The following is a 23,634-nucleotide window of genomic DNA, read 5'->3' on the forward strand; positions in this document are numbered from 1 at the left end:
TCATGGCCGGCACCACCACTGGCATCCCCGCCAACGTCACCCAGGGCTCGCAGACGAAGGGCGGCGTCGGCGAGTCGATGCTGCGCCCCGACGGCACCCTGAAGGTCACCGGCGAGTTCGCGTACTCCTCGGACATGTGGCACGAGGAGATGCTCTGGGGCCAGGTCCTGCGCTCCACCGTCGCCCACGCCGAGATCGTGTCCATCGACACCTCCGAGGCCCTCGCCCTGTCCGGCGTGTATGCCGTCCTGACGGCCGACGACCTGCCGGCGGCGAAGAACTACGGCATGGAGTACCAGGACACCCCCGTCCTCGCGTACGGCAAGGTCCGCCACCACGGCGAGCCGGTCGCCCTCGTGGCCGCCGACCACCCGGAGACCGCGCGCCGCGCCGCCGCCAAGATCAAGGTCGAGTACCGGGAACTGCCGGTCATCACGGACGAGGCGTCCGCGACCGCCCCCGACGCGATCCTGGTCCACGAGAACCGCGGCGACCACCACGCCGGGCACGTCCCGCACCCGAACATCGTGCACCGCCAGCCGATCATCCGCGGCAACGCCGACGAGGCCGCCAAGAAGGCCGACGTCATCGTCAGGGGCGAGTACACGTTCGGCATGCAGGACCAGGCCTTCCTCGGCCCGGAGTCCGGCCTCGCGGTGCCCGCCGAGGACGGCGGCGTCGACCTGTACGTGGCCACCCAGTGGCTGCACTCCGACCTCAAGCAGATCGCCCCCTGCCTCGGCCTGCCCGAGGAGAAGGTCCGCATGACGATGGCGGGCATCGGCGGCGCGTTCGGCGGCCGCGAGGACATCTCGATGCAGATCCTCGCCTCGGTCCTCGCCCTGCGCACCTCCAAGCCGGTCAAGATGGTCTACAACCGGTACGAGTCGTTCTTCGGCCACGTCCACCGGCACCCGGCGAAGCTCTACTACGAGCACGGCGCCACCAAGGACGGCAAGCTCACGCACATGAAGTGCAAGATCGTCCTGGACGGCGGCGCCTACATGTCGTCGACCCCCTCGGTCGTCGGCAACGCCTCGTCCCTCTCGGTCGGCCCGTACGTCGTCGACGACGTGGAGATCGAGGCGATCGGCCTCTACACCAACAACCCGCCCTGCGGCGCCATGCGCGGCTTCGGCGCGGTCCAGGCGTGCTTCGCCTACGAGGCGCAGATGGACAAGGTCGCCGCCAAGCTGGGCATGGACCCGGTGGCGTTCCGGCAGAAGAACGCGATGGAGCAGGGCACGATCATGCCGACCGGGCAGCCGGTCGACTCGCCCGCCCCCGTCGCCGAGCTGCTGCGCCGCGTCAAGGCCCGTCCGCTGCCGCCCGTGCGCCAGTGGGAGTCCAGCGAGGGCGCCGACGTCCGCGCGCTGCCCGGCGGCCTGTCGAACACCACGCACGGCGAGGGTGTCGTCCGCGGCGTCGGCTACGCGGTCGGCATCAAGAACGTCGGCTTCTCCGAGGGCTTCGACGACTACTCGACCGCGAAGATCCGCCTCGAGGTCATCAACGGCGAGGCCGTGGCCACCGTGCACACCGCCGCGGCCGAGGTCGGCCAGGGCGGCGTGACCATCCACGCGCAGATCGCCCGCACCGAGCTCGGCGTCCAGCAGGTCACCATCGCCCCCGCCGACACGCAGGTGGGCTCGGCCGGATCGACCTCCGCGGGCCGCCAGACGTATATGACCGGCGGCGCCATCAAGAACTCCTGCGAGATCGTCCGCGAGAAGGTACTGGAGATCGGCCGGCGCAAGTTCGGCTCGTACCACCCGGCGTGGGCCAACGCCGAACTCCTCCTGGAGGGCGGCAAGGTCGTCACCGACGGCGGCGAGGTCCTCACCACCCTCGTGGAGGTCCTGGAGGACGAGGCCGTGGAGGTGGAGGAGGAGTTCAGGCACCGCCCCACCGAGGCCTTCGACCTGCGGACCGGCCAGGGCAACGGCCACGTCCAGTACGCCTTCGCCGCGCACCGCGCGGTGGTCGAGGTCGACACCGAGCTCGGCCTCGTCAAGGTGATCGAGCTGGCCTGCGCCCAGGACGTCGGCAAGGCGGTCAACCCGCTCTCCGTCATCGGGCAGATCCAGGGCGGCACCACCCAGGGCCTGGGTGTCGCGGTGATGGAAGAGATCATCGTCGACCCGAAGACCGCGAAGGTGCGCAACCCCTCCTTCACGGACTACCTGCTCCCCACCATCCTCGACACGCCGACCATCCCGGTCGACTACCTCGAACTGGCCGACCCGAACGCGCCGTACGGCGTGCGCGGCATCGGAGAGGCCCCGACCCTGTCGTCCACCCCCGCGGTCCTCGCGGCCATCAGGAACGCGACGGGTCTCGAGCTCGACAAGACGCCGGTACGTCCCGAACACCTCACCGGCACGTGATCCCTCGCCGAGGGAAGGTCCCCCGCTCGGGGACCTGATCCCCCGCTCGGGGATCAGCAAGGTTCTCCGAGCGGTGCGCGGCTGCCAGGAACGTCACACTTCCACCGCCCGCACCGCTCGGAGCTCAACTCTCCGCTCCTTCGAGGGAGATGTCGTTCGTCTCGGGCCGTCCCCCGGGTCGTGCAGCCAACGCACCATCCCAAATCCCGCGACTCCGCGGGTGCCCCTGTGAACCTTGGGAGTAGGCACCATGACCCAGTCGTCAGTGGAGCCGAAGACCACCGCAGAGGACGCGGGCCCCGGCTCACGCGTCCCGGCCGGCAGGTCTTGGCTCGACCGGTACTTTCACATATCCCGGAGAGGATCCACGGTCGCGCGCGAGGTGCGCGGCGGAATCACCACCTTCATGGCGATGGCGTACATCGTCCTGCTCAACCCCCTGATCCTCTCCGGCAAGGACGCGGCGGGGGACACCCTCGGCCAGAAGGCCGTGATCACCGCGACGGCGCTCGCCGCGGCGGTCACCACGCTCCTCATGGGCTTCGTCGGCAAGGTGCCGCTGGCCCTGGCCGCCGGGCTCTCCGTGTCCGGTGTGATCTCCTCGCAGGTCGCGCCCGAGATGACCTGGCCGCAGGCCATGGGCATGTGCGTGATGTACGGCGTGGTGATCATGCTTCTGGTGGTCACCGGGCTCCGCGAGATGATCATGAACGCGATCCCGCTCGCCCTCAAGCACGGCATCACCATGGGCATCGGCCTGTTCATCGCCATCATCGGCCTGGTCAAGGGCGGCTTCGTCCACCCCGGCAAGGCCACCCCGCTCTCCCTCGGCCCCGCCGGTGAGCTCTCCGGCTGGCCCGTCCTGCTCTTCGCGGGCACCCTGCTCCTGATCTTCATGCTCCAGGCGCGCAACACCCCGGGCGCGATCCTGATCGGCATCGTCACCGGCACCGTGATCGCCGTCGTCCTCAACGCGCTCGACGTGATCGACCCCAAGCAGTGGGCGAACGGCGCCCCCGAACTGCACGGCAGCGCGGTCTCGTCGCCCGACTTCTCGCTCATCGGCGAGGTCGAGTTCGGCGGCTGGGGCGAGGTCGGCGCGATGACCGTCGGCATGATCGTCTTCACCCTGGTGCTCGCCGGGTTCTTCGACGCGATGGCCACCATCATCGGCGTCGGCACCGAGGCCAACCTGGCCGACGAGAAGGGCCGTATGCCGGGCCTCTCCAAGGCGCTGTTCATCGACGGCGCCGGCGGCGCGATCGGCGGCGTGGCGGGCGGCTCCGGCCAGACCGTCTTCGTCGAGTCCGCCACCGGGGTCGGCGAGGGTGCCCGCACGGGCCTCGCCTCCGTCGTCACCGGCCTCTTCTTCGCCGCCTGCCTCTTCTTCACGCCGCTCACCGCGATCGTGCCGCAGGAGGTCGCCTCCGCCGCGCTCGTCGTCATCGGAGCGATGATGATGATGAACGCCCGGCACGTCGACTGGGCCGACCGCGCCACCGCCATCCCGGTCTTCCTGACCGTCGTGCTCATGCCCTTCACGTACACCATCACCACCGGTGTCGCGGCGGGCGTCATCTCCTGGGTCGCCATCAAGATCGCGCAGGGCAAGGCGCGCGAGATCGGCGCCTTCATGTGGGGCCTGACGGTGATCTTCATCGTCTACTTCGCCCTCAACCCCATCGAAGGATGGCTGGGCGTCCACTGAGGCGCTGAGCCCTCCGCACACCCGTAGCCCCGAGAGCCTTGAGGAGGCCGACATGCTGGACATCGCCGACGAGCTGAACCGGTGGGTCGAGCAGGGACGTGACTTCGCCGTCGCCACCGTGGTGGCGGTCGGCGGGAGCGCGCCCCGGCAGCCGGGCGCCGCGCTCGCCGTCGACAGCGCGGGCACGGCGATCGGCTCGGTCTCCGGCGGATGTGTGGAGGGCGCTGTCTACGAACTGTGCCGGCAGGCCCTGGAGGACGGCGAGACCGTCCTCGAACGGTTCGGCTACAGCGACGACGACGCCTTCGCCGTGGGTCTGACCTGCGGCGGCATCATCGACATCCTCGTGACCCCGGTCCGCGCCGACTCCGTGTCCAGGCCGGTGTTCGCCGCCGCCCTGGCCGCGGCCTGTGCGGGGGAGGCGGCCGCCGTCGCCCGGGTCACGTCCGGGCCCGCCGAGCTCCTCGGCCGCGCCCTCCTCGTCCGTACGACGGACGGGACAGGCGCGTACGAGGGCGGCCTCGGCGGACACCCCGAGCTCGACCGCACCGTGGCGGCGGAGGCCCGCGCCCTGCTCGACGCCGGGCGCACCGCGACCGTGGAGATCGGCGCGGACGGCTCCCGGTGCGGGCAGCCGCTCGTGGTCCTCGTCGAGTCGAGCGTCCCGCCGCCCCGCATGATCGTGTTCGGCGCCATCGACTTCGCGTCGGCGCTGGTCCGCATGGGCAAGTTTCTCGGCTACCACGTCACCGTGTGCGACGCCCGGCCCGTCTTCGCCACCCCCACCCGCTTCCCCGACGCCGACGAGATCGTCGTCGAATGGCCGCACCGCTACCTGGAGGGCACGGAGGTCGACGGCCGCACCGTGCTCTGCGTCCTCACCCACGACGCCAAGTTCGACGTACCGCTGCTGGAGCTGGCGCTGCGTCTCCCCGTCGCCTACGTCGGGGCCATGGGGTCGCGCCGTACGCACGAGGACCGCAACAAGCGCCTGCGCGAGGTCGGCGTCACCGAGCTGGAGCTGGCGCGCCTGCGCTCGCCCATCGGCCTCGACCTGGGAGCCCGTACGCCCGAGGAGACGGCCCTCTCCATCGCCGCGGAGATCGTCGCCAACCGCCGGGGCGGCAGCGGGGTCTCCCTCACCGGGGCGCACACGCCGATCCACCACGACGGTTCGCGCGAACTGTCCGGGCGGATCGGGTCGGTCGCCTGACAGACCTACGGCACCGGACTCATACCGGCCCGCCCGCCAGGAGCCGGTCCGCCGCGCGTCCGAACATGCGCCGCGCCACGGACGACAGCACCCCGTCGCAGAGCGAGGGCAGCCCCCGTACGCGCAGATCCTCGCGCCACACCACCGTGGAACCCGGGCCCGAGGTGGCCGGATACACCTCGATCTCCGCCCACCCCGTCACGAACGACCCGCGCTTCTCCAGGCGGCACCGCCCCGGCGAGGCGCCGTCCGGCGGGCACCACTCGACGACCTCCATCACGTCGTCGAAGCCGACGGGGCCCAGCGCGCTGCGCGCCACGAAGACCGTGCCCACATGGGTGGGCGGGGGAGTGCCGACGGTGATGCGGGTGAGCGGGACGACGTCGCCGTGCCGCTCCCACGCGGTGAGCCTGCGCCACGCCTCGGCGGCGGGCAGGGGAGTGTCGCGGGTGATCTGGAAGATGGCCACGCCTTCGAGCCTGCCAGAGGAACCCGCTGACGGCGCCATGTGACTAGCGGTACACCTTGCCGGGTTCGGCCTTGCCGGGGGCGAGGAGCTGGGGGACCGTCACGAAGACGTAGCCGCGCTTCTTGAGCCCGTCGATGACGCCGGGCACGGCCGGGACGGTGCCCTTGTAGATGTCGTGCAGCAGGATGATGCCGTCCCGCTTCGTCTGGTCCAGGACGCGCTTCTGGATCAGCTTGGAGTCATTGGTCGTGTAGTCCTTGGCGGTGACGGTCCACAGGACCTCCGAGAGCCCGAGCTCCTTGGAGAGCTTGTTGATGTCGTCGTCGGTGCGGCCCTGCGGCGGGCGCATCAGCGTCGGCTTCTTGCCTATGAGCTTCTCTATCGCCTTGTTGGGGCGCTCCAGCTCGCGGCGCGCCTCGTCCGCGTCGATCTTCGTCAGGATCTTGTGCGACCAGGTGTGGCTCGCGACCTCGTGGCCCTCGGCGTCCATCTGCTTCACGAGCTCGGGGTACTTCTCGATGTGGTTCTTGCCGAGCGTGAAGAACGTCGCCGGGACCTTCTCGTCCTTGAGGATCTTCAGGAGTCTCGGCGTGTTCTCGCTGGGCCCCGCGTCGAACGTCAGGGCCACGCACTTGGCCTTGCGGCAGTCGACCGTGCCGAACTTCCCCTGGTCCGCGGGCTTGGCCTCGGCCGCGTCCTTGCGCACGGTGCTGGGCGACGTGGTGTCGAGCTTGGTGCACCCCGTCAGCGCGAGGGCGAGGGCCGCGCCCGCCGCGAGGACGGGAGCGGTGCGACGCAACCTCTTGGCCGAGTGCGTCGTCTTGCAAGCGGATGGCGTGTTCATGGGGGGCATGCGGCCACTATACACAGGGCGTATACACCTTGTGCATAGTGGCCGTCCGCTGCCTGGGAACCGCCCCGGGACGCCCCGGGACCTCGGGTCAGACGGGGATCACCCGGATCGAGGGGTGGATGGCCGTGTTCAGGTACAGCCGCTCCTTCTTGTTCTCCTGCTCCAGCTCCATCACGAGCCGGTAGCGGTACAGACCGGGCTTCGCCGTGCTCATCACCGTGCCCGCCCAGTAGTAGTAGACCGGCGTGAACTTGTCCCGCATCCGGTCGGGCATCCCGTAGATCTTCAGCTCGTTGAAGATCCGCCGCTCCGCCACGTCCTCCTCGTCACCCAGCTCGGTGTCGAGGAAGACGATGTTGTTGATCTTCGGCATGGGCGGCCATGTGCCGTCGAGCCGCTTCTCCATGTCGATCGGGCGCACGATCCAGTTGATGACCTGCCCCTGCTTGCACACCGTCTCCAGCGACGAGGTGCCCTGCCCCTTGCCGCCGATGCTGTTGTCCATCATGTACATCGCGTCACTCAGCGAACCCGTCGCCGTCGCCCGCTCCATGTTGATGATCGTCACGATGTTGAGCTGGACCGAGTTCAGCTGACCGGGGTTCTGCTTCTCCACGCCGCTGCGCGCAGTGGTGCTCACCGTGCCTCCTTCGCGTACGCCGTCATGACTGCCCGGTCCCTAGCCGACGAGGGACGACGACAGGGTCGTGGTGATCGGTTCGTCCCGCGTGCCGAGCTTGAACTTGATCTGGTACGTGACCGGACCGGCGTCCTTCTTCACCGTCCCCGTCCAGTACGCGACATCGGTGCCGGGATACACCTTCCGCACCGGCTCGCAGACGTCGCTGTCGATGATGATGTCGTCGATCGCGACGAACGCCTCGCACTCCAGCGCCAGACAGTTCCACAGGATCTGGTCCCCGCGCCGCGCCTTCGTCTGCAGTTCCTCGGTTCCGAACCCCGTGGACCCGCCCGACTTGTTCGTGTCGTACATGTACAGATGGCCGCGCATGTCGCCGGCCGCGAGCGCGCCGACGGCGTCCACGACTGCGGTGATGGAGATCGGCCGCTTCACGGCGGCTTCCCGCCTCGGTTTGGTGGTCATCCGTTCCTCCTCGTCCGGTGGTGGCTCAGGCGCCGCGGCCGGGGCGCACGGCAGGCGGGATGGGCAGCGGGCCGACGCCGGCCTTGGTGAAGGCGTTGCGCCGCGGCTCGGAGGTGATCTTCAGCGCCGACGCGCACGTCAGGTTCACCGGGTCCCACCGGAGTTCGCCGTTCGTCTGCACCAGCTTGTGCAGCTGGACACGCATCATGTACGAGTACGTCCCCGGGCGGGACGTGTCGACCGTCGCCGACCAGTACCAGCCGTCGGTGACCATGTCCGGGGAGCCGTACTCCGCCGGATACATGATCTTCGACTCCACGGCCTCGCCGTAGATGTCGGTGATCACGGGCGCCGGGTGGCTTGCCGCGGCCGTCGCGTCCTCGGTGACGACCTGACCCGTGACGTCCACGATCTTCTGCCCGGACATCCGGCCCCGGGTGCGCCGCGTCGTCTTGATCCGCGTACCCACGCTCCGCCGGATGCGGTTGAGTTCGGCCTCCGCGTCGCTGCTCGGCACGGTCGACTTCGCGGCGAGCTCCTGCAGTTCGGCGAGCGCCTGCTCGTCGGTCTGCCGGGCCCGCTCGACCTCGTAGCCGCGGGGCACGGTCGGCGGGATGGAACCGAGGCTGTACGGCAGCCAGTTGAGCACCTGCTCGCTGGCCTGGGAGCCGTCGCGCCAGTAGGAGCCGTTGATCGCGGTCACCAGCTCGCCGGTCCCCTCGTTCTCGGAGCCGTGCAGCTTCATGTTGTCGAACAGATAGGTGTTGCCTTCGAGCGTGCTGGACGCGAGCGCGTTGCCGACGTCCACGAGCACGATGATCGCCAACTGTTGGGGCATGATTCCGCCTTCGTCGTCGTTCCCGGCCTTGCCGTCGTCGTGCGGTCTGCTACTGGCACATCAACGCGGGCGAGTCGATGGACATGACGCTGTTGGAGCCCTCGTACATCTGGAGTTCGAGGCGGTACTGGTACGGCACGCCCGGCGTCATCCAGTGCGGCACCACGCCGGTCCACACGTCGAGGTCGAGCTTGTCGCCCTCCGACTCCTCCTGGCCGTGCGCCTGGCCGTGGGTTCCGCCGGTCATGGTTCCCTGGGTTCCGGGCGGGCTCATGGCGGGCCCCGACGGGGCCGCGCCGTTGCGCCCGCCCGCCGGCGCGAACGAGATGTTCTTGATCTCGACCGGCGTCTGCAGGTCCACGGCGAGCGCGGTCCAGGACACCACCTGGCCCGGCTTGACCACGGTGACGAGGTCCGCCGTGCCCTGATGGGCGCTGTCGAACGCGCCGTCGTCGACCATGCAGAGGTTGCCGTCGAGCAGCGTCTTGACGGACAGCGCACCGATGACGTCCACGACGGCGACGATGTTCACCTGCGTTTTCATACCGCTCCTGTTCATTGCACTCCCTAGCCGCGGTCCCGGACCAGCGGGACCTTTCCGACGGCGGTCCGCTCGATCTCCGCGGACAGCCTGGGCACGAACTTGAGCTGGAGGGTGTAACCGGTCCTCTCGATCGACGCGGCGTTGGCCTCGCCGTGGTTGAACAGCGAGAGGGCGCGCGGCAGCGCGTTCACGAACACCTGGTGGAGACCGCACGGGCCGAGCACGGTGTCGGCGCGATAGGTCAGCCCCATGACGTCGTCGACCGCGGCGTACAGCGTGATCGTCTTGCCCTCGCGGTGGTTGACGAACTGGATGTCGTGCGCCACCGCGTCCAGGTCCACGACCTCGGCCGCCTTCAGCTCGTCGCGCAGCGCCGCGTAGGCCCGCGCGCCCGAGTACTGGCTGTCGTTGATGTGGAGCACGTCCCCGGTGCGGCCCGCGAACTCGAACTGCCGCGTCTTCAGGCCGGGTCCCTCCGTCCGGGGCCGGTGGATCATCCGGTCGCCCAGCTTCAGGCGCAGCAGCGGCGTCTCGTGCGCGTGCAGCCGCGTGACGACCAGTTCGCCCTCCTCGCCCTCGGGGACCTGGCGCCCCTCCTCGTCGACGATCTCGATGAAGTGCAGGCCCGGCACCGCCGACAGGTACGGCGACGCGACGTCCAGCTGCAGGCCGATCGTCTCCGCCTGGGTCGCGGCGAAGTAGCTGAGGATCGACAGGTTCGGGTACAGCGCCTGGAGCTCCACGCGCTTGCGCTGCGGCAGCACACCGCTGCCGTACAGGGCGACACGGAAACTGTCGCGGTACTCCTGACGCATGCCCGCGCCGAGTTCGGCGAGGATCGCGATGCCCGCCGAAATCCCCATCAGGGCCTTCGGGCCCCGGTACGAGAACATGTGCTCCAGGACGGGGGCCGTGACGGGCCCCGCGCCGACATAGTTGACGCCCGGCACGTGCTGCAGCACGCCGCCGACCATGGTGCCGCTGCTCCACATCTGGTAGTCGGCCAACGTGGTGAACAGCCACTTCGGGTCGCTGCCCGCGAGGTGCCCCGCGAGCTGGTACGCGCCCATGAAGCGGCCCGCGATCTCATAGGTGTCCTTCAACTCCCTCAAGGAGTAGACGACTTCGAGGGGGCTGCCGCCGCTGGTGCCGCCGCTCGCCACGATCTCGAACTCGCCGCGCGTGAGGGGCACCACCATGCCGGGCCGCGCGTCCATGAAGAAGTCGCGCTGGACGTCCTTGTCGGACAGCGGGATGCGCTGCCACTCCTCGTACGTCTCGGGGGCGTGCCGGATGCCGGCGCCGCGCAGCCGCTCGCGCCACAGCGGGTTGAGCAGCACGGTGTTCACCATCTGCTGGAGGCGGCGGAGCACGACCGCGTCCTGGATCTCGTGGGGGATCTCGCTGTACAGCGTCTGGCAGACCCGCTCGCACTCGCGCATCTTGCTCGCGAACGAGGGGAGCACGGTGACGGCTTCGACGGATTCCGGCTGGAGTTCCCAGTCGGGGATGAGCCAGTTGGCCAGTTCGCGGGCGCCGCCGGGAGCCGGCGCGGGCGATGGAATGTGAGGTGCCTGAGGTGGAACGTGAGGTGCCTGTGGAGCATGAGATGTACTCAACATCCGTCCCCTCTACGCTTTTTCTGTTCCCTCTTCTCCGTCGAGCAGTTCCCGTGCCGTCCTTCTGATTTCTGACAGCAGCATCCTGAAGTGCTCGCCGGTGATCTGGTGGTTCATCATGACCACCCGCAGTGCCGCCACCCCGTCGACGTTCACTTTCGAGATGAAGAAGTTCCCCTCGAATTTGATGCGGTTCCTGATGGCGATCTGCAGGTGGTGCACGTCTTTCTTCCCGACCCGCCTGCCGAGTCTGTTCTCGAGGTCGACCGGATGGTAACGGAAGCACAGAATGTTCGCTTCCGGGCGGTGCAGGGCCTCGAAATCGGGTTCGGCCCGCACCACACCGTATGCCTCTTCCGTCAACTGGCAGAGGTACTCGATTTTCTCCGCGAACAGGGCCCGTCCGTAAATGGCCCACAGTGCCCACAGCGTCATGATCATGGGACGCTTCGTGCACTCGAAGTTCTTTCCGCCGCTGTCGTAGGCGGTGTAGACGTCCGGCTCCTCGTCGAAGACGTAGCTGGCCTTCTGCCGGAATGCCGAGAGCGCGGTCTCCTTGTTCCGGTAGAAGAGCATCGTGCAGGGCGCGGGCACGAACATCATCTTGTGCGCGTCCCAGGTCAGGGAGTCCGCCCTCTCGACGCCCCGCAGCCTGTCGCGGAGCGTGTCCGACACGAGCAGGCTCGCGCCGTGCGCGCCGTCGATGTGCAGCCAGATGCCCTTCTCCGCGGCCACATCGGCGAGCTCGTCGATCGGGTCGAACGCGCCCACCGAGGTGCTGCCGGCCGAGGCCACCATGCAGAACACCTTGAGGTTCTGCCGCTCGGCTGCCTCCAGGGCGGCGCGCACCTCGCCGGGGCAGATCTGCTGCTGCCGGTTGAGCGGCAGCCGGACGAGCTGCGCGTCACCGATGCCGAGCACACCGGCCGCGCGCGCCACGCTGTAGTGCACGTCCGCGCCGACCGCGATGGCGGGCCGGGGCTGGCCGCGCACCGCTGAACCGCCCTGTGACCAGTAGCCGGGCAGCTTCTCGTTCCTGGCCGCGAGCAGGGCGGTCAGATTGGCGAGCGAGCCGCCCGACGTGGTGATCATGGTGAAGCGCTCGGGGTCCCACCCGATGAAGCGGTTCAGCTCGTCGGCCATGATCCGCTCGACGGCGTTGGGCAGCTGGCCCGCCTCGTAGAACGAGGACGGCTGGTTGACCACGGAGCTCACGAAGTCGATGACGCCGGCGAGCGGGACGACTCCGGAGAACTGCCGCCCCATGTATCCGGGGGAGTGGACCTGGATCCCCGTACGGACGTACAGGTCGATGATGCCCGCGAGGCGCTCCTCGTCGAACGCGGCGATCTTGTCGTGCTCAGTCGTCATGAGGGCCCTCGCGGCCTGGGTGAGCCTGAGCGGTTCGATCAGTTCGAGACCTCTGATCGAGATGTCCGACAGGTGTTTCTCCAGCTTGGCGAGAGCTGTTTCCGAGTTCTCCCTGAACTGCTGCGGATCAAAGGCCTCAAGCAGTAATCCGCTCCGATCCGACGTTGAGTCACTCTGTTCCGATCCGGGATCACTCGAGCGAGATTCCGTCACTAGGGTCCCCCCTTGGAAAGCCCCCGTGTACCCGACATGGATGGTCCGGTGCGCGCGACCGGGCGAAGGCAGGCTTTTCGCTGGGCCGCAGCAAAGGCTCGCCGTCCGGCTGATCAAACCGGACGGCACTTCTTTTTCCGGCGGCGCGCGTTCAGCGCAGGCCGCACGGGCTCCCCTTCGAAGAGTTCTGCGCAGCGGTCGTCTCCCCGGCATGGTCAGTGCCTGCCCCCACAGCGACCACCGTAGGCGCCGTCGATAAAACGAGAAATCGAAACTACGAGTTCTGTCTGAAAGGGAGTGCGGACCATCTGATGGTTTGTCAGTCAACAAATGCCACACCCGCAACCGGAGCGTTCCGCGGCTTCAGGGCGGCTCCCCGCTTTTCGGACACCATGCCGTGGGCATGTGCGCGGCGGATAGGCAAAGCGGCAGGACCGGGCGCGGGTGCGGGGTGACGCAACGCGTTTTCTGCCAATCTGGCCCCTCATCGCGGGGATCTTTCCGTCGCTCCGGCGGGACGCCGCGATCGAGGCGGATATCTCCCGCTCCGTCACGACGATCCGGCCACGGGGACGGGGCGGCCGGTGGCTGTTCGAATGCGGGCGGAGGGGGTTACCGCGGGTCAGGGGGGCGAGGGTCTCGGATACGGGGGTGCGGTGGCCGTGCCGACGGATGCCCGTCGGGACGGCCACCGCTCCTCCCCCGGTCGGTGGGTGCGTCGGTCCTCGCCGGTTCAGTGGCTCGTGGCGTCGGACGGTTCGCAGCGGTACAGGGTCTGCGCGGGTGCCTTCTCGCTGCCGCGGTCGGTCGCTCCGTACGCCCGAGGGTCGACCTCGGCACAGGCCGACGCGATCCAGGAGCCGACCTCCGACGACTTCGCGCCCGCGGCGTCGACGAGGGCGAAGCGGATGTCCCCGCTCGCGACGAGGTGCCGGTACTCGGTGAGGGTGACGGAGGTCGAGTGCATTCCGGCGAGTGGCAGGACGGGGGTGCCCTCGGCGTAGATGTACGGGGCCGCCGCCGCCCAGTTCTCGGCGGAGAAGGGGTACTTGGCGTTCCCGTCATGCTTCTCGACGTAGGCGAGAAGCTCGCTCTGGGCGGGCGTCAGGGAGGTGCGGAGGTCCCGGCCGATGGCGCCCACGCCACCCGTGGGCCCGGCGTCTCCACCGGTGGGCCCGCCGGGGCCACCGCCCGCGCCGGGCCGGTGACTGATCGAGGGCTTCCCCGTCGGCAGCCCCGCGGGCAGCGGGCCCGCGGCGGCGTCGAACGCCGAGCCCGCGTGCCGCTCGTCCAGCACCGAGAGCGACCAGGCGGCCGGCGCGGCGAACATGGCCACGCAGCCGGCCAGCATCCCCGCGAGGGCGAAGCGGCGGCGCGCGGCGGTCCGGCGGAGCGTCAGAACGAGGACGGCGATCAGTGCGGCCGCGACGGTCACGGGGATCAGCCAGGGCGCGAAGCCGGTGTAGTCGGAGGCGAGGCGGACGGTCCAGGCGGTCTCGGCGACGATGACGGCGGGCAGTACCCACGCCCGCGCCCCGCCTTCGGCCTTGCGGTGCGCGCGCCAGAGGGCGACGGTTCCGGCCGCCGCCAGTGCGGCGAGCGGCGGGGCGAGGGGCGCGAGGTAGGCGGTGTGGGGGAAGTCGAACGAGCTCAGCAGCGCGGCGGTGCCGATCAGCCAGACGCCCCACATCAGGTGACCGGCGCGGGCCTGGTCGGTGCGGGGGGCCTTGCGGTGCCGCAGGAGGCCGTGGACGAGGGCGCTCAGCGCCAGCGGGTACAGCCAGCCGATCTGGGGCGCGTAACGGGCGCTCTCGAAGAGCTTGAGGGCGCTGGTGGAGTCGGGGTCGGGGTGGGGTTGCCTGCTCGTGGTGCCCCGGGTGTCGCCGGTACCGGTACCGGCGGTACTGCCGGTGCCTTCGGCGTCACCAGCGCTAGCCGTGCCTTCGGTGTCACCAGGGCCTCCCGTGCCTTCGGTGTCACCAGCGCCTCCCGTGCCTCCCGTACCGCCGGAGCCTTCGGCGCCCGGCCCCCGTGTGCCGGGTTTGCCGGTGTCGGGCCCGGGTGCGCCGGTGCTGCCGGTGTCGGGGTCGGATGCGCCGGGGCCGTCGGCGCTCGACCCGGGAGCGTCCGTGCCGCCCGGCTGCGGGGACGTCCGCGCCGCCCCCGCGGCCGGCGCCGCCCCGTCGATGAGCCCCGCGTGCAGCCGGTTGAAGCCGTTGTAGCCGAAGACCATCGCCGCCGCGCTGTTGCCGGTCGAGCCGTCCACGTACGGGCGGTCGCGCTCGGGAGTGAACGTCATCAGCGCCACCCACGACAGCGACACGGTGAACATCAGGGCGCCCGCCAGGGCCAGTTGGCCGAGCCGGCGCCGCAGCCGCACCGGAGCCGCCACGAGGTACCCGACGAAGAGCGCCGGCACGATGACCCACGCCTCCATCATCTTCGCCTGGAAGCCGAGCCCGATCCACAGTCCGCAGAGGAGCAGCGACCGCAGGCGCGCGCTCCGCACGGCCCGCTGGTACGCGTCGGCGGCGAGCACGAGGCACAGGGTGACCGCCCCGTCGAGCATCGCGTGGCCGAACATGGAGGCCGCCACGGGCGTCACCGTCAGCAGCCCCGCGGCGAGCAGTCCGGCGGCAGGTCCCTGCCAGCGGCGCACCAGCCGGTACATCACCAGGACGGAGATCACGCCCATGACGCACTGCGGCAGCGTCAGCGCCCAGTCGTGGAAGCCGAAGATCCGTGCCGAAAGGGCCTGCGGCCACAGGAAGCCGCCGATCTTGTCCAGGGTGAGCGTGGCCGACGGATCGAGACTGGTGAAGAGGAACGCCTCCCAGCTCACCGACATGCTGCGGGCGGCCACGGAGTAGTAGGGGGCGAAGCCGCTGCTCGTGATGTTCCACGTGTAGAGCAGGGCGGCGAGGGCGGCGATGCCGAGGAGCGCGGGCCTGGCCCACCGGGGCTGGCCGGCGGGGGAGCGCCAGAACCGCAGCCGGCTCCGGGGCCGCCGGTCCGGCGAGGTCCGGCCCGCGGGCGGCGCGCTGGTCAGGGACGTCATGCCTCATGCTTCTACCGGTACGGGATTGTCCGGTGTCGGACGCGACGTACCGGACAACAAGCGCCGGACAACGGCACCGAACGGCGCCCTGGTCAGCGCGCGCAGGCCCGCCGGGGCCACTCGCCCTCGTCCGGGACGTTCAGGTACCGGTCGCGTTCCTCCCGGCTGAGATCCCTGCGCACCGCGCGGCAGATCCGGTCCACCGCCTCCCCGGTGCCGCGCAGCACACTCCACAGTCGCAGCGTGCCGTCCTCGCCCCCGCTGGCGACGGTGTGTCCGTCCGGGCCGAACGCCACGGACCACACGGGGCCCTCGTGCCCGGCCAGGACGGAGAGCTGGAGCCCGGTGGTGGCGTCCCACAGCCGGACGGTCCCCTCCCGGTCCCCGCCCGCCACCATCCGCCCGTCCGGGCTGAACGCCAGCGACCGGGCGTCGCGACGGGTCCCGGCGGGTGTGGCGCGGGCCGCACCCGTGGCCGTGTCCCAGAGGCGCAGCGTGCCGTCCTCGGCGCCCCCGGCGACCGTGCGCCCGTCCGGACTGAACGCCACGGTCCGCACCGGGGACTCGGTACCGGTGCGGATGGTGCGGGACGTGCCGCCCGCCGCGTCCCACAGCCGCAGGGTTCCGTCGTCGCCCCCGACGGCGAGGGTGTGGCCGTCGGCCCCGAACGCCACGGACCAGACGTCCTCCCGCTGCCGCCCCGGCGCTCCACGCGGCTTCCCGGTCTCCGCGTTCCACAGCCGTACGTCGCCACCGCCGCCCCGCGCCCCGCCCGCCGCGACGGTGCGCCCGTCACGGCTGAACGCAACGGAACGTACCGCCCCGTGATGGCCCGTCAGCACCCTGCGGGCCCTGCTGGTCGCCGCGTCCCACAGCCGTACCGTCCCGTCGTCACCACCTCCCGCCACCGTACGGCCATCGGGACTGAACGCCACCGACCGCACCGCCCCCCGGTGCCCCGTCAGCTCCCTCCGCGTCCTGCCGTCGGCCGCGTCCCACAGCCGTACGGTGCCGTCGTGCGCGCCTCCGGCCACCGTGCGCCCGTCCGGACTGAACGCCACCGACCGCACGGCACCCTGCCGTCCCGGCACCGTGACGCGCTCCTTCCCGGTCGACACGGCCCACAGCCGTACCGTGCCGTCACGCCCGCCACTGACCACCGTGCTCCCGTCCGGGCTGAAGGCCGTGGCGGGGACGGAGCCCCGGTGCCCGGCGAGCACGGCGCGCAGCGTTCCGGTCGCGGCGTCCCACAGGCGTACCGTCCCGTCGTGCTGGCCGCTGAGCACCGTACGGCGGTCCGGGCTGAAGGCCACCGACTCCGCGTCCCTGCGCCGCTCGGCGAGCGCGCCGCGCTCCTTGCCGGTGGCCGCGTCCCACACCCGTACGGTGCCGTCGCGGGCGCCACCGGTCACCGTACGGCCGTCGGGGCTGAACGCCACGGACACCACGGCGCTGCTCCGCCCGGTCCGCAGGACACGCGTCCCGCCGCCGGCCGTCGCCCCCAGCCGCACCGTCCCGTCGTCGCCACCGCTGGCCAGACGGCGCCCGTCGGGGCCGAACGACAGTGCTCGCACGGCTCCCTGATGCCCCCTCAGGGTGCGGTGGACCTCGCCCGAGGACGCGTCCCACACCCGGACGGTGCCGTCACGGTCCCCACCGGCGACCGTGCGCCCGCCAGGGCTGAACGCCACCGTCCGCACGGCACCCCGGAGACCGGTCCTCATGGCCCGCGAGGACCCGGTCGCCGTGTTCCACAACCGGACGGACCCGTCGTCACCGCCTGCGGCAACGGTCTGCCCGTCGGGCCCGTAGGCGACGGACCGGATCGCGCCATGACGGCCCGTCAGCAGGCGCTTCTGCCGCCCGGTCACGGTGTTCCAGAGGCGCAGGGTTCCGTCCTCGCCGCCGCTGGCGACGGTCCGCGCGTCTGGGCTGAAGGCCACCGCCGTCACCTCGCCCCGGTGTCCCGTCATGCGCTGTTGCAGGGGGCCCGAGGCCGCAGCGAAGAGGCCCGCGGTGGCCTCGGGGGTGGGGTGGATGCGGTACGCGTACACGGCGAGGAGCGAGGCGAGGTCGGAGTCGGCGGGGAGGAGCGCGGCCGACTGCGCGGCGAGCTGCCGGGACAGGGCGCTGCGCTGCTCGGCGACGGCGTCGCGCCGGTTGCCCTCGCTGGCCCGGTACTGGTCCCAGGCGAGCAGCCCCGAGACGAGGGCGAGCAGCAGCAGGACGGACAGGGCGAGCGTGAAGCGGCGCAGCCGCCGCGTGGTGTGCGCTTCGGCGAGCCGCTCGCGTTCCCGGGCGGCGGTGCTGGCCGCGAGGAAGTCGCGCTCCAGCTCGGTGAGTTCGCTGCCCGCGGAGGCGCCGGAGGACGGAGGGCCGTGGGAGAGGAAGGCGTCCTCGGCCGCGTCGAGGCGCGTGCCGCGGTACAGCGCGCCCGGGTCGCGGTGCTCGCGGTCCCACGCGGTCGCCGCGTCGCTCAGCCGCTGACGGAGCAGGAGCCCGGCGCGGTCCTCGTCGATCCAGTGCCGCAGCCGCGGCCAGGCCTGCAGGAGGGCCTCGTGGGTGAGCTCGACCGTGTCCGTGTCCAGGGTGATCAGGCGGGCTCCGGCGAGCGCGTCGAGGACCGTCCGTACGTCTCCGGGTCCGGTGTCCGGCCCGCCCAGGGAGTCGAGGTCGGCGCGTGCGGGGCGGCGTCTCGTGGCCTCGGTGCCCTCGCCGACGACGACGAGGCGCAGCAGGAGAGCGCGGGCCAGCTGCCGCTGATGGCCGTCCAGGGCGGCGTGGACGGTCTCCGCGGTCTGGCCGAGGGCGTGCCGGATGCCGCCCGCGGCCTCGTACCCGGCCAGGGTGAGCGTGTTCCCGCGGCGACGGCGCCAGGTCTCGCGCAGGGCGTGGGAGACGAGGGGCAGCACGGTGGCGCGACCGGTGGCGTCGGCGATCACGCGGGCGAGCAGCGCGCCCTCGACGGTGCAGCCGGCGCGTGCGGCGGGCCGGCTGATCGCCCGGCGCAGCTCGTCGGTGGTCATCGGCCCCACGAGCAACTGGGCGTCGCGCAGGGCCTCGACGAGCTCGGGGTGCCGGGCACAGCGGGCGTAGAAGTCGGCCCGCACACCGAGGACGACGCGGGTGCGGCTGTTGGGGGCTCGGGCGGCGGTGAGCAGGGCGGTGATGAACCGCGTACGCTCACGCGCGTCGTCGCAGAGCGTGAACACCTCCTCGAACTGGTCGACCACCACGAGGAGTTCGGCGTCCTCGGACCGTCCTGCCAGCGCTTTGAGGGCGGTCAGGTGCAGGGCGCGCGGGTCCGTGGAGAGGTCGGTGCGGAGAGCGGTCGCTGAGTCCCCGGACACCCCGGCCAGCCGCGCGGCGCACGCCTCCAGGGGGCGGGCGCCGGGAGCGAAGAGGACGACGTCCCATCCGGGTGCGTCCGCTTCCCGCACCCGGGGCAGCAGCCCCGCGCGCAGCAGGGAGGACTTCCCGGACCCTGACGCGCCGAACACGGCGAGGAAGCGCCGGGAACGCACCCGTGCCACCAGGTCCTCGGTGAGCTGCTCGCGTCCGAAGAACCAGTCCGCGTCCTCGGGCTGGAACGCGGCGAGGCCCACGTACGGTCCCCGGTGCCGTTCCGTGTCCCGGTCCTCGTCCGCGTGGTCCTCCGCCGCCGCGAGCCGGGCACCCAGCGCGCGCCACCTCGCCTCCCACGCCTCCGTGTCGCCGCCGCACGCCCGCACGTAGGCGAGCGTGACGGGCAGGCTGGGGAGCCGGCGGCCGCTCGCCGCGTCGGCGAGCGTCGTCGAGGAGTAGTGGGCGTCGCGGGCCAGCCGTCGGTAGGGCGGGCTGCCCGCCTTCTCCCTCAACCGCCTCAGATCGGCCGCGAAGGCGGTGAGCTCGCCACCGTCGTCCTCCAGCGGCCGCTCACCCCGTGGCACCACGATCACCCCCGCCCGCCATTGTCCGGCCCGGCAGCCCGCCGACAGGCCGCCGGAACCGGACAATCCACCGGCTCAGAGGGACCGGATCCACCAGTCGGTCAGGACGACCAGGAGCGGGCCCGGCGTGTCCGCCACGCTCAGGACGGCGCGACGGCGGACCGCGGCCCAGAGCGGAGGATCCCGCTCCTCCGGCGGCGCTCCCTCCGGACGCCCCGCCACCCGCTCTGCTGCGTCCCCTGCCGCGTCGCTCTCGTACCGCATCCGAACCTCCCTGCCCCGACCGTGCCCCTTGCCCGGTCCGTGACAGCACCCTGCGGCCGAGAGGCCCTGGCACCCGGCACTCCCGGGCGGAGCGGGCGGACCGGGCGCCTCCGGCGAACTATCCTGCTGGTCGACGCCCTGCCGTACCCGCGCCCGGATCACCCGTTCCGGAGGGAACGGGCAGCGGCGGCGAGCGCGGGGGAAGGGGCCGAGGAGTGGGAGCGGCACGGCAGCGGCTGTGGGAGCACCTGCGCGGGTTGCGCCTGCGGGCGGAATGCGCCCGGCGCGCACAGGGTCTCTCCGTCTCCCAGGCCACGGTCGCGCGCGAGCTCGACGCGTCGGGCCGAGCGGCCCTGCGCGGCTTCTCGGGGCAGCGGATCAACGACTGGACGCCCGAGGAGCCGGGGGCCATGAGCATCCCCCAGTCGCGCAGCCACGACAGGGTCGTGGCACTCGCAGGCGTCTGGGCCGCGTGGGCGGGGGACCCCGCGCCGGGGCGCACGCTGCGCGACCTGCTGGACGAGGCGTGTGACGAGTGGACCCGCGAACGCAGGACCGGCACGCTCGGCACCCCCGAGGGGCGGCCGTCGGGCTCGGGCGAGAGACGGCTGCCGGGGTCGGGCGAGGGGGCGGCTGGAGGGGGCGATGCGTCCGCCGTACGCGCCGCCCACGCTGTAAACGCCATCCCGGCGCCCGATGCGCATCCCGCGTCCGTTCCGCACGCCGAGCCCGTTGCGCATGCCACGACCGCTCCGCACCCCGCCCCCGCCCTCCCTCGGACCGTGCGGGACCTCGGTCCCTGGTTGTTGGAAGTACGCGAAGCCCCGCCGCCTGGCCCGCCCCCGCACGCATGGGCATGCGCGCGCCGCGACCCGCTCGCGCACATCGACAGGGAACGGGCCACGGAAGCCTGCCACGAAGCGCTCGTGACCGCCCTGCGCAAAGCCGGCTCCCCGGAGGCGGACGCGTACGCCCGGTGGGCCCGCGCCGCCGGAAAGCTGCCCGTCGCATCCTGCCTGCCGCACGGCGTGCAGCTCGACGGCAGCCAAGCCGCCCCCTGCTCCTGGGCGGCCGTCATGGAGCAGACGTGAGAACCGTGGCCCCCACGAGGAGAGAGATGCCACCGTCCCCCCGGCCCACCGCCGCCCTGGCCATGTCACGGAAGGCAGCCGAGGCCATCCTGGAACCGTCGGTCCTCGACGCCCTCGCCGAGGTCGTGGCGCTCGAACCGCCGCCCGTGCTCGACGACTTCACCACCGACCGCGCGCGATCCGTACTGACCGACGTCGAACTGCTCGTCACGGGCTGGGGCTGTCCGCCGCTGACCGAGCAAGTCCTCGCGCACGCGCCCCGGTTGCGTGCCGTCGTCCACACGGCCGGGTCCGTCCGCGAGCACATCACCGACGCGTGCTGGGAGCGCGGCGTCGCCGTGTCGTCGGCCGCCGCCGCCAACGCGCTGCCCGTCGCCGAGTACACGGTCGCGATGATCCTGCTCACCGGCAAGCGCGTCCTGGAGAGCGCCCGCGACTTCCGTGCCGCGCGCACGGAGGTGGACTGGGCGCGCACGCCGCGCAGCACCGGAAACTACCGCCGCACCGTGGGCATCCTCTCCGCCTCCTTCACCGGCCGCCGCGTCATCGAGCTGCTGCGCCCCCACGACCTGCGGCTCCTGCTGCACGACCCGTACGTGACGGCGGAGGACGCCGCCGGACTCGGCGCCGAGCCGGTGTCGCTCGACGAACTCTTCGCGCGGAGCGACACCGTGAGCGTCCACACGCCGCTGCTGCCCGCCACCCGTGGGCTCGTCGGCCGTGCACTCCTCGGCGCGATGCGTCCCGACGCCGTACTCGTCAACACCGCGCGGGGCGCGATCCTCGATCAGGACGCGCTCACCGAAGCCGTCACCGCCGGGCGCATCCGGGCCGTGCTCGACGTGACCGACCCCGACGTCCTGCCTCCGGACCACCCCCTGTGGTCCGCCGAGAACGTCCTGCTCACCCCGCACGTCGCGGGCTCCCAGGGCAACGAGTGGCGGCGGCTCGCGGACGCCGCCGTCGCCGAGGTGCGCCGCTGGGCCGCGGGCGGCGGCTTCGCGCACCCCGTGGATCACGACAGACTGGCGTACCTCGCCTGAGCGCGGACGATATGGCCGAATACCCGCTTGCGTCCAGCATTCGGGGCCCTGTTCCGCATCGCGATTAGGTTAGGCTAACCTCTGCGGCGTGCATGTAGGTGAAGAGACCGCCGCGGCCCAGCGCCCCCCAGGTCATGAACTGATCGCCACGGGCGTCACCGTGGCGTACGAAGGCGTCGATGTCGTCCACGACGCCTCGATGACGCTGCGCCCGAGCCAGGTGACCGTCCTGGTCGGGCCGAACGGCAGCGGCAAGTCCACCCTGCTGCGCACCCTCGCGCGGCTCCAGCGCCCCCGCACCGCGAAGCTCGTCATCGACGGCGACACCGACGGGCTCGCCCTGAGCCCCCGTGCGTTCTCCCGCCACGTCGCCCTGCTCACCCAGGGCCGCCCCACGCCCAGCGGCCTGACCGTGCGCGACCTCGTCGAGTTCGGCCGCTACCCGCACCGGGGACGGTGGGGCAAAGCCGACCCCGGCGGACGTGCCGCCGTCGACCGGGCGCTCGCCATGACCGGCGTGACCGACCTCGCCGAGCGCGGCGCCGAGCACCTGTCCGGAGGCCAGCTCCAGCGCGTCTGGCTCGCCGGGTGCCTCGCCCAGGAGACGGGCGTGCTCCTGCTCGACGAGCCCACGAACCACCTCGACCTCCGCTACCAGGTCGAACTCCTCGACCTCATGCGGGACCTGGCGGACGACCACGGCATCGCCGTCGGCGCCGTCCTGCACGACCTCGATCAGGCCGCGGCCGTCGCCGACCGGATCCTCCTGCTCGACGAGGGGCGGGTCGTCGCGGACGGCGACCCCGCGGACGTACTGACACCGGAACGCCTCAGCGACACGTACGGCATCCGCATCGAAGTCGACTCCGACCCCCTCACCGGCCGCCTGCGCACCCGCGCCATCGGCCGTCACCACTCGCGAAGCGAAAGGCTCAGCACCACCTCATGAGACGCCACCTGATCACCGCGGCGGCCGCCACCGCCGCGGCCCTCGCCCTGTCGTCCTGCGGCACCACCGAGCCCGCCGCCGACGACGCGAAGAGCGCCGACTCCATCACCCTCACCGACGGCACCGGCGCCAAGGTGACGCTGAAGAACGGCCCCGCCAAGAAGGTCGTCGGCACCGAGTGGAACGCCGTCGAGAGCCTGATATCGCTGGGCGTCGCCCCCACCGGCGTCGCCGACGTCAAGGGCTACAAGGCCTGGGACAGCGCCGTACCGCTGAAGAACGACGCGAAGGACATCGGCACGCGCGGCGAGCCGAGCATGGACACCATCGCGTCCCTGAAGCCCGACCTCATCATCGCGACCACCGACCTGCCGGCCGCCGCCGTCAAGCAGATGCGGAAGATCGCCCCGGTCCTCAACCTGCGCCCCGCCGACGCCGCGGACCCCATCGGGCAGATGACGAAGAACCTCGACCTGCTCGCCGAGGCCACCGGCACCACCGAGCAGGCCGCGAAGCTCAAGAAGGGCTTCGAGGCGAAGCTCGCCGAGGGCAGGAAGGCGCTCGCCGCCGCCGGCAAGGACGGCGCGAAGTACGCCTTCGCCGACGGCTACGTCACCGGCAACCAGACCTCCATCCGGCCGTACACCGACGGTTCGCTCATCGGCGCCGTCAACGAGAAGCTCGGCCTGAAGAACGACTGGAAGGTCAAGGGCGACAAGGCCTACGGCCTCGGCACCACCGACGTCGAGGGTCTCACCAAGCTCGACGAGGACGTCCACTTCGCCTACATCGGCAACAAGGACGACAAGGGCAGCAACCCGTTCACCGGCGTCCTGAAGAAGGACAAGGTGTGGACGTCCCTGCCGTTCGTCAAGAAGGGCAACGTGCACCGGCTGCCCGACGGCATCTGGATGTTCGGCGGCACCGAGTCGATGAACCAGTACGTCGACTCCGTCGTCAAGGCGCTGAAGAAGTAGCAC

General features: G+C 71.4%; 18 protein-coding genes. 7 read left to right on the plus strand and 11 right to left on the minus strand.

Annotated elements, in window-relative coordinates:
- Positions 1-2 precede the first annotated feature (2 nt).
- From DEJ47_RS30515 to DEJ47_RS30525, 3 genes are all read left to right on the plus strand, one after another.
- Positions 3-2,387 carry a xanthine dehydrogenase family protein molybdopterin-binding subunit gene (locus tag DEJ47_RS30515; RefSeq protein WP_150173646.1) on the plus strand — a complete coding sequence of 795 codons (2,385 nt, stop codon included), beginning with the start codon at positions 3-5 and terminating at the stop codon, positions 2,385-2,387.
- Between the two features lie 250 nt (positions 2,388-2,637).
- Positions 2,638-4,095, plus strand: coding sequence for an NCS2 family permease (locus DEJ47_RS30520; protein WP_150173648.1), 1,458 nt, complete (start codon positions 2,638-2,640; stop codon positions 4,093-4,095).
- Between the two features lie 52 nt (positions 4,096-4,147).
- Positions 4,148-5,308: an XdhC family protein gene (locus DEJ47_RS30525; protein ID WP_150173650.1), complete on the plus strand. Its 1,161-nt coding sequence runs from the start codon at positions 4,148-4,150 to the stop codon at positions 5,306-5,308.
- A gap of 19 nt (positions 5,309-5,327) precedes the next feature.
- Here DEJ47_RS30525 and DEJ47_RS30530 read toward each other — a convergent pair whose 3' ends face one another.
- The 11 genes from DEJ47_RS30530 to DEJ47_RS30580 all read right to left on the minus strand — a co-directional run bounded on the left by DEJ47_RS30530 (position 5,328) and on the right by DEJ47_RS30580 (position 19,571).
- Positions 5,328-5,777 (minus strand): SRPBCC family protein, encoded by a 450-nt coding sequence (locus DEJ47_RS30530; protein WP_150173652.1) that lies wholly within the window; start codon positions 5,775-5,777, stop codon positions 5,328-5,330.
- A 43-nt stretch (positions 5,778-5,820) separates the two neighbouring features.
- A complete protein-coding gene (locus DEJ47_RS30535) occupies positions 5,821-6,621 on the minus strand; it encodes a polysaccharide deacetylase family protein (RefSeq protein WP_150175963.1) in 801 nt (266 codons plus the stop codon).
- A 97-nt stretch (positions 6,622-6,718) separates the two neighbouring features.
- Entirely contained in the window at positions 6,719-7,270 is a 552-nt protein-coding gene (locus tag DEJ47_RS30540; protein ID WP_150173654.1) for a hypothetical protein, read from the minus strand.
- Between the two features lie 39 nt (positions 7,271-7,309).
- The gene (locus DEJ47_RS30545; protein WP_150173656.1) at positions 7,310-7,735 is read right to left on the minus strand and encodes a hypothetical protein; all 426 of its coding nucleotides are present in this window, start codon (positions 7,733-7,735) and stop codon (positions 7,310-7,312) included.
- 25 nt (positions 7,736-7,760) lie between these two features.
- Positions 7,761-8,573: a hypothetical protein gene (locus DEJ47_RS30550; RefSeq protein WP_150173659.1), complete on the minus strand. Its 813-nt coding sequence runs from the start codon at positions 8,571-8,573 to the stop codon at positions 7,761-7,763.
- Positions 8,574-8,622: 49 nt separating this feature from the next.
- A complete protein-coding gene (locus DEJ47_RS30555; protein ID WP_150173661.1) occupies positions 8,623-9,117 on the minus strand; it encodes a hypothetical protein in 495 nt (164 codons plus the stop codon).
- Positions 9,118-9,140: 23 nt separating this feature from the next.
- Positions 9,141-10,583, minus strand: coding sequence for a hypothetical protein (locus DEJ47_RS30560; RefSeq protein WP_150173663.1), 1,443 nt, complete (start codon positions 10,581-10,583; stop codon positions 9,141-9,143).
- 165 nt (positions 10,584-10,748) lie between these two features.
- Entirely contained in the window at positions 10,749-12,107 is a 1,359-nt protein-coding gene (locus DEJ47_RS30565) for a pyridoxal phosphate-dependent decarboxylase family protein (RefSeq protein ID WP_190415648.1), read from the minus strand.
- Positions 12,108-13,053: 946 nt separating this feature from the next.
- The gene (locus DEJ47_RS36655) at positions 13,054-15,378 is read right to left on the minus strand and encodes an ArnT family glycosyltransferase (RefSeq protein ID WP_190415650.1); all 2,325 of its coding nucleotides are present in this window, start codon (positions 15,376-15,378) and stop codon (positions 13,054-13,056) included.
- Between the two features lie 92 nt (positions 15,379-15,470).
- Positions 15,471-19,316, minus strand: coding sequence for a hypothetical protein (locus DEJ47_RS37455; RefSeq protein ID WP_263398910.1), 3,846 nt, complete (start codon positions 19,314-19,316; stop codon positions 15,471-15,473).
- 66 nt (positions 19,317-19,382) lie between these two features.
- Positions 19,383-19,571 (minus strand): hypothetical protein, encoded by a 189-nt coding sequence (locus DEJ47_RS30580; protein ID WP_150173667.1) that lies wholly within the window; start codon positions 19,569-19,571, stop codon positions 19,383-19,385.
- Between the two features lie 215 nt (positions 19,572-19,786).
- On the opposite strand from DEJ47_RS30580, the gene DEJ47_RS30585 reads away from it, so the two are divergent.
- From DEJ47_RS30585 to DEJ47_RS30600, 4 genes are all read left to right on the plus strand, one after another.
- Positions 19,787-20,662: a hypothetical protein gene (locus tag DEJ47_RS30585; RefSeq protein ID WP_150173669.1), complete on the plus strand. Its 876-nt coding sequence runs from the start codon at positions 19,787-19,789 to the stop codon at positions 20,660-20,662.
- A 26-nt stretch (positions 20,663-20,688) separates the two neighbouring features.
- On the plus strand, positions 20,689-21,705 hold the full coding sequence (locus DEJ47_RS30590; protein WP_150173671.1) for a hydroxyacid dehydrogenase: 1,017 nt from the start codon (positions 20,689-20,691) through the stop codon (positions 21,703-21,705).
- Between the two features lie 88 nt (positions 21,706-21,793).
- A complete protein-coding gene (locus DEJ47_RS30595) occupies positions 21,794-22,654 on the plus strand; it encodes an ABC transporter ATP-binding protein (protein WP_150173673.1) in 861 nt (286 codons plus the stop codon).
- A complete protein-coding gene (locus DEJ47_RS30600; RefSeq protein ID WP_150173675.1) occupies positions 22,651-23,631 on the plus strand; it encodes an iron-siderophore ABC transporter substrate-binding protein in 981 nt (326 codons plus the stop codon). The genes DEJ47_RS30595 and DEJ47_RS30600 overlap by 4 nt, the downstream gene beginning before the upstream one ends.
- The last annotated feature ends 3 nt before the right edge of the window (positions 23,632-23,634 follow it).

Source organism: Streptomyces venezuelae (genome assembly GCF_008642355.1).
GTDB lineage: Bacteria > Actinomycetota > Actinomycetes > Streptomycetales > Streptomycetaceae > Streptomyces > Streptomyces venezuelae_B.

What these genes read in the sequence shown, in the direction of transcription:
- DEJ47_RS30550 (WP_150173659.1), bottom strand. Translation starts at nt 8,573, where the DNA reads ATGCCCCAACAGTTGGCGATCATCGTGCTCGTGGACGTCGGCAACGCG.
- DEJ47_RS30515 (WP_150173646.1), top strand. Translation starts at nt 3, where the DNA reads ATGGCCGGCACCACCACTGGCATCCCCGCCAACGTCACCCAGGGCTCG.
- DEJ47_RS30600 (WP_150173675.1), top strand. Translation starts at nt 22,651, where the DNA reads ATGAGACGCCACCTGATCACCGCGGCGGCCGCCACCGCCGCGGCCCTC.
- DEJ47_RS30525 (WP_150173650.1), top strand. Translation starts at nt 4,148, where the DNA reads ATGCTGGACATCGCCGACGAGCTGAACCGGTGGGTCGAGCAGGGACGT.
- DEJ47_RS30535 (WP_150175963.1), bottom strand. Translation starts at nt 6,621, where the DNA reads ATGAACACGCCATCCGCTTGCAAGACGACGCACTCGGCCAAGAGGTTG.
- DEJ47_RS30545 (WP_150173656.1), bottom strand. Translation starts at nt 7,735, where the DNA reads ATGACCACCAAACCGAGGCGGGAAGCCGCCGTGAAGCGGCCGATCTCC.
- DEJ47_RS30580 (WP_150173667.1), bottom strand. Translation starts at nt 19,571, where the DNA reads ATGCGGTACGAGAGCGACGCGGCAGGGGACGCAGCAGAGCGGGTGGCG.
- DEJ47_RS36655 (WP_190415650.1), bottom strand. Translation starts at nt 15,378, where the DNA reads ATGACGTCCCTGACCAGCGCGCCGCCCGCGGGCCGGACCTCGCCGGAC.
- DEJ47_RS30590 (WP_150173671.1), top strand. Translation starts at nt 20,689, where the DNA reads ATGCCACCGTCCCCCCGGCCCACCGCCGCCCTGGCCATGTCACGGAAG.
- DEJ47_RS30520 (WP_150173648.1), top strand. Translation starts at nt 2,638, where the DNA reads ATGACCCAGTCGTCAGTGGAGCCGAAGACCACCGCAGAGGACGCGGGC.
- DEJ47_RS30555 (WP_150173661.1), bottom strand. Translation starts at nt 9,117, where the DNA reads ATGAAAACGCAGGTGAACATCGTCGCCGTCGTGGACGTCATCGGTGCG.
- DEJ47_RS30565 (WP_190415648.1), bottom strand. Translation starts at nt 12,107, where the DNA reads ATGACGACTGAGCACGACAAGATCGCCGCGTTCGACGAGGAGCGCCTC.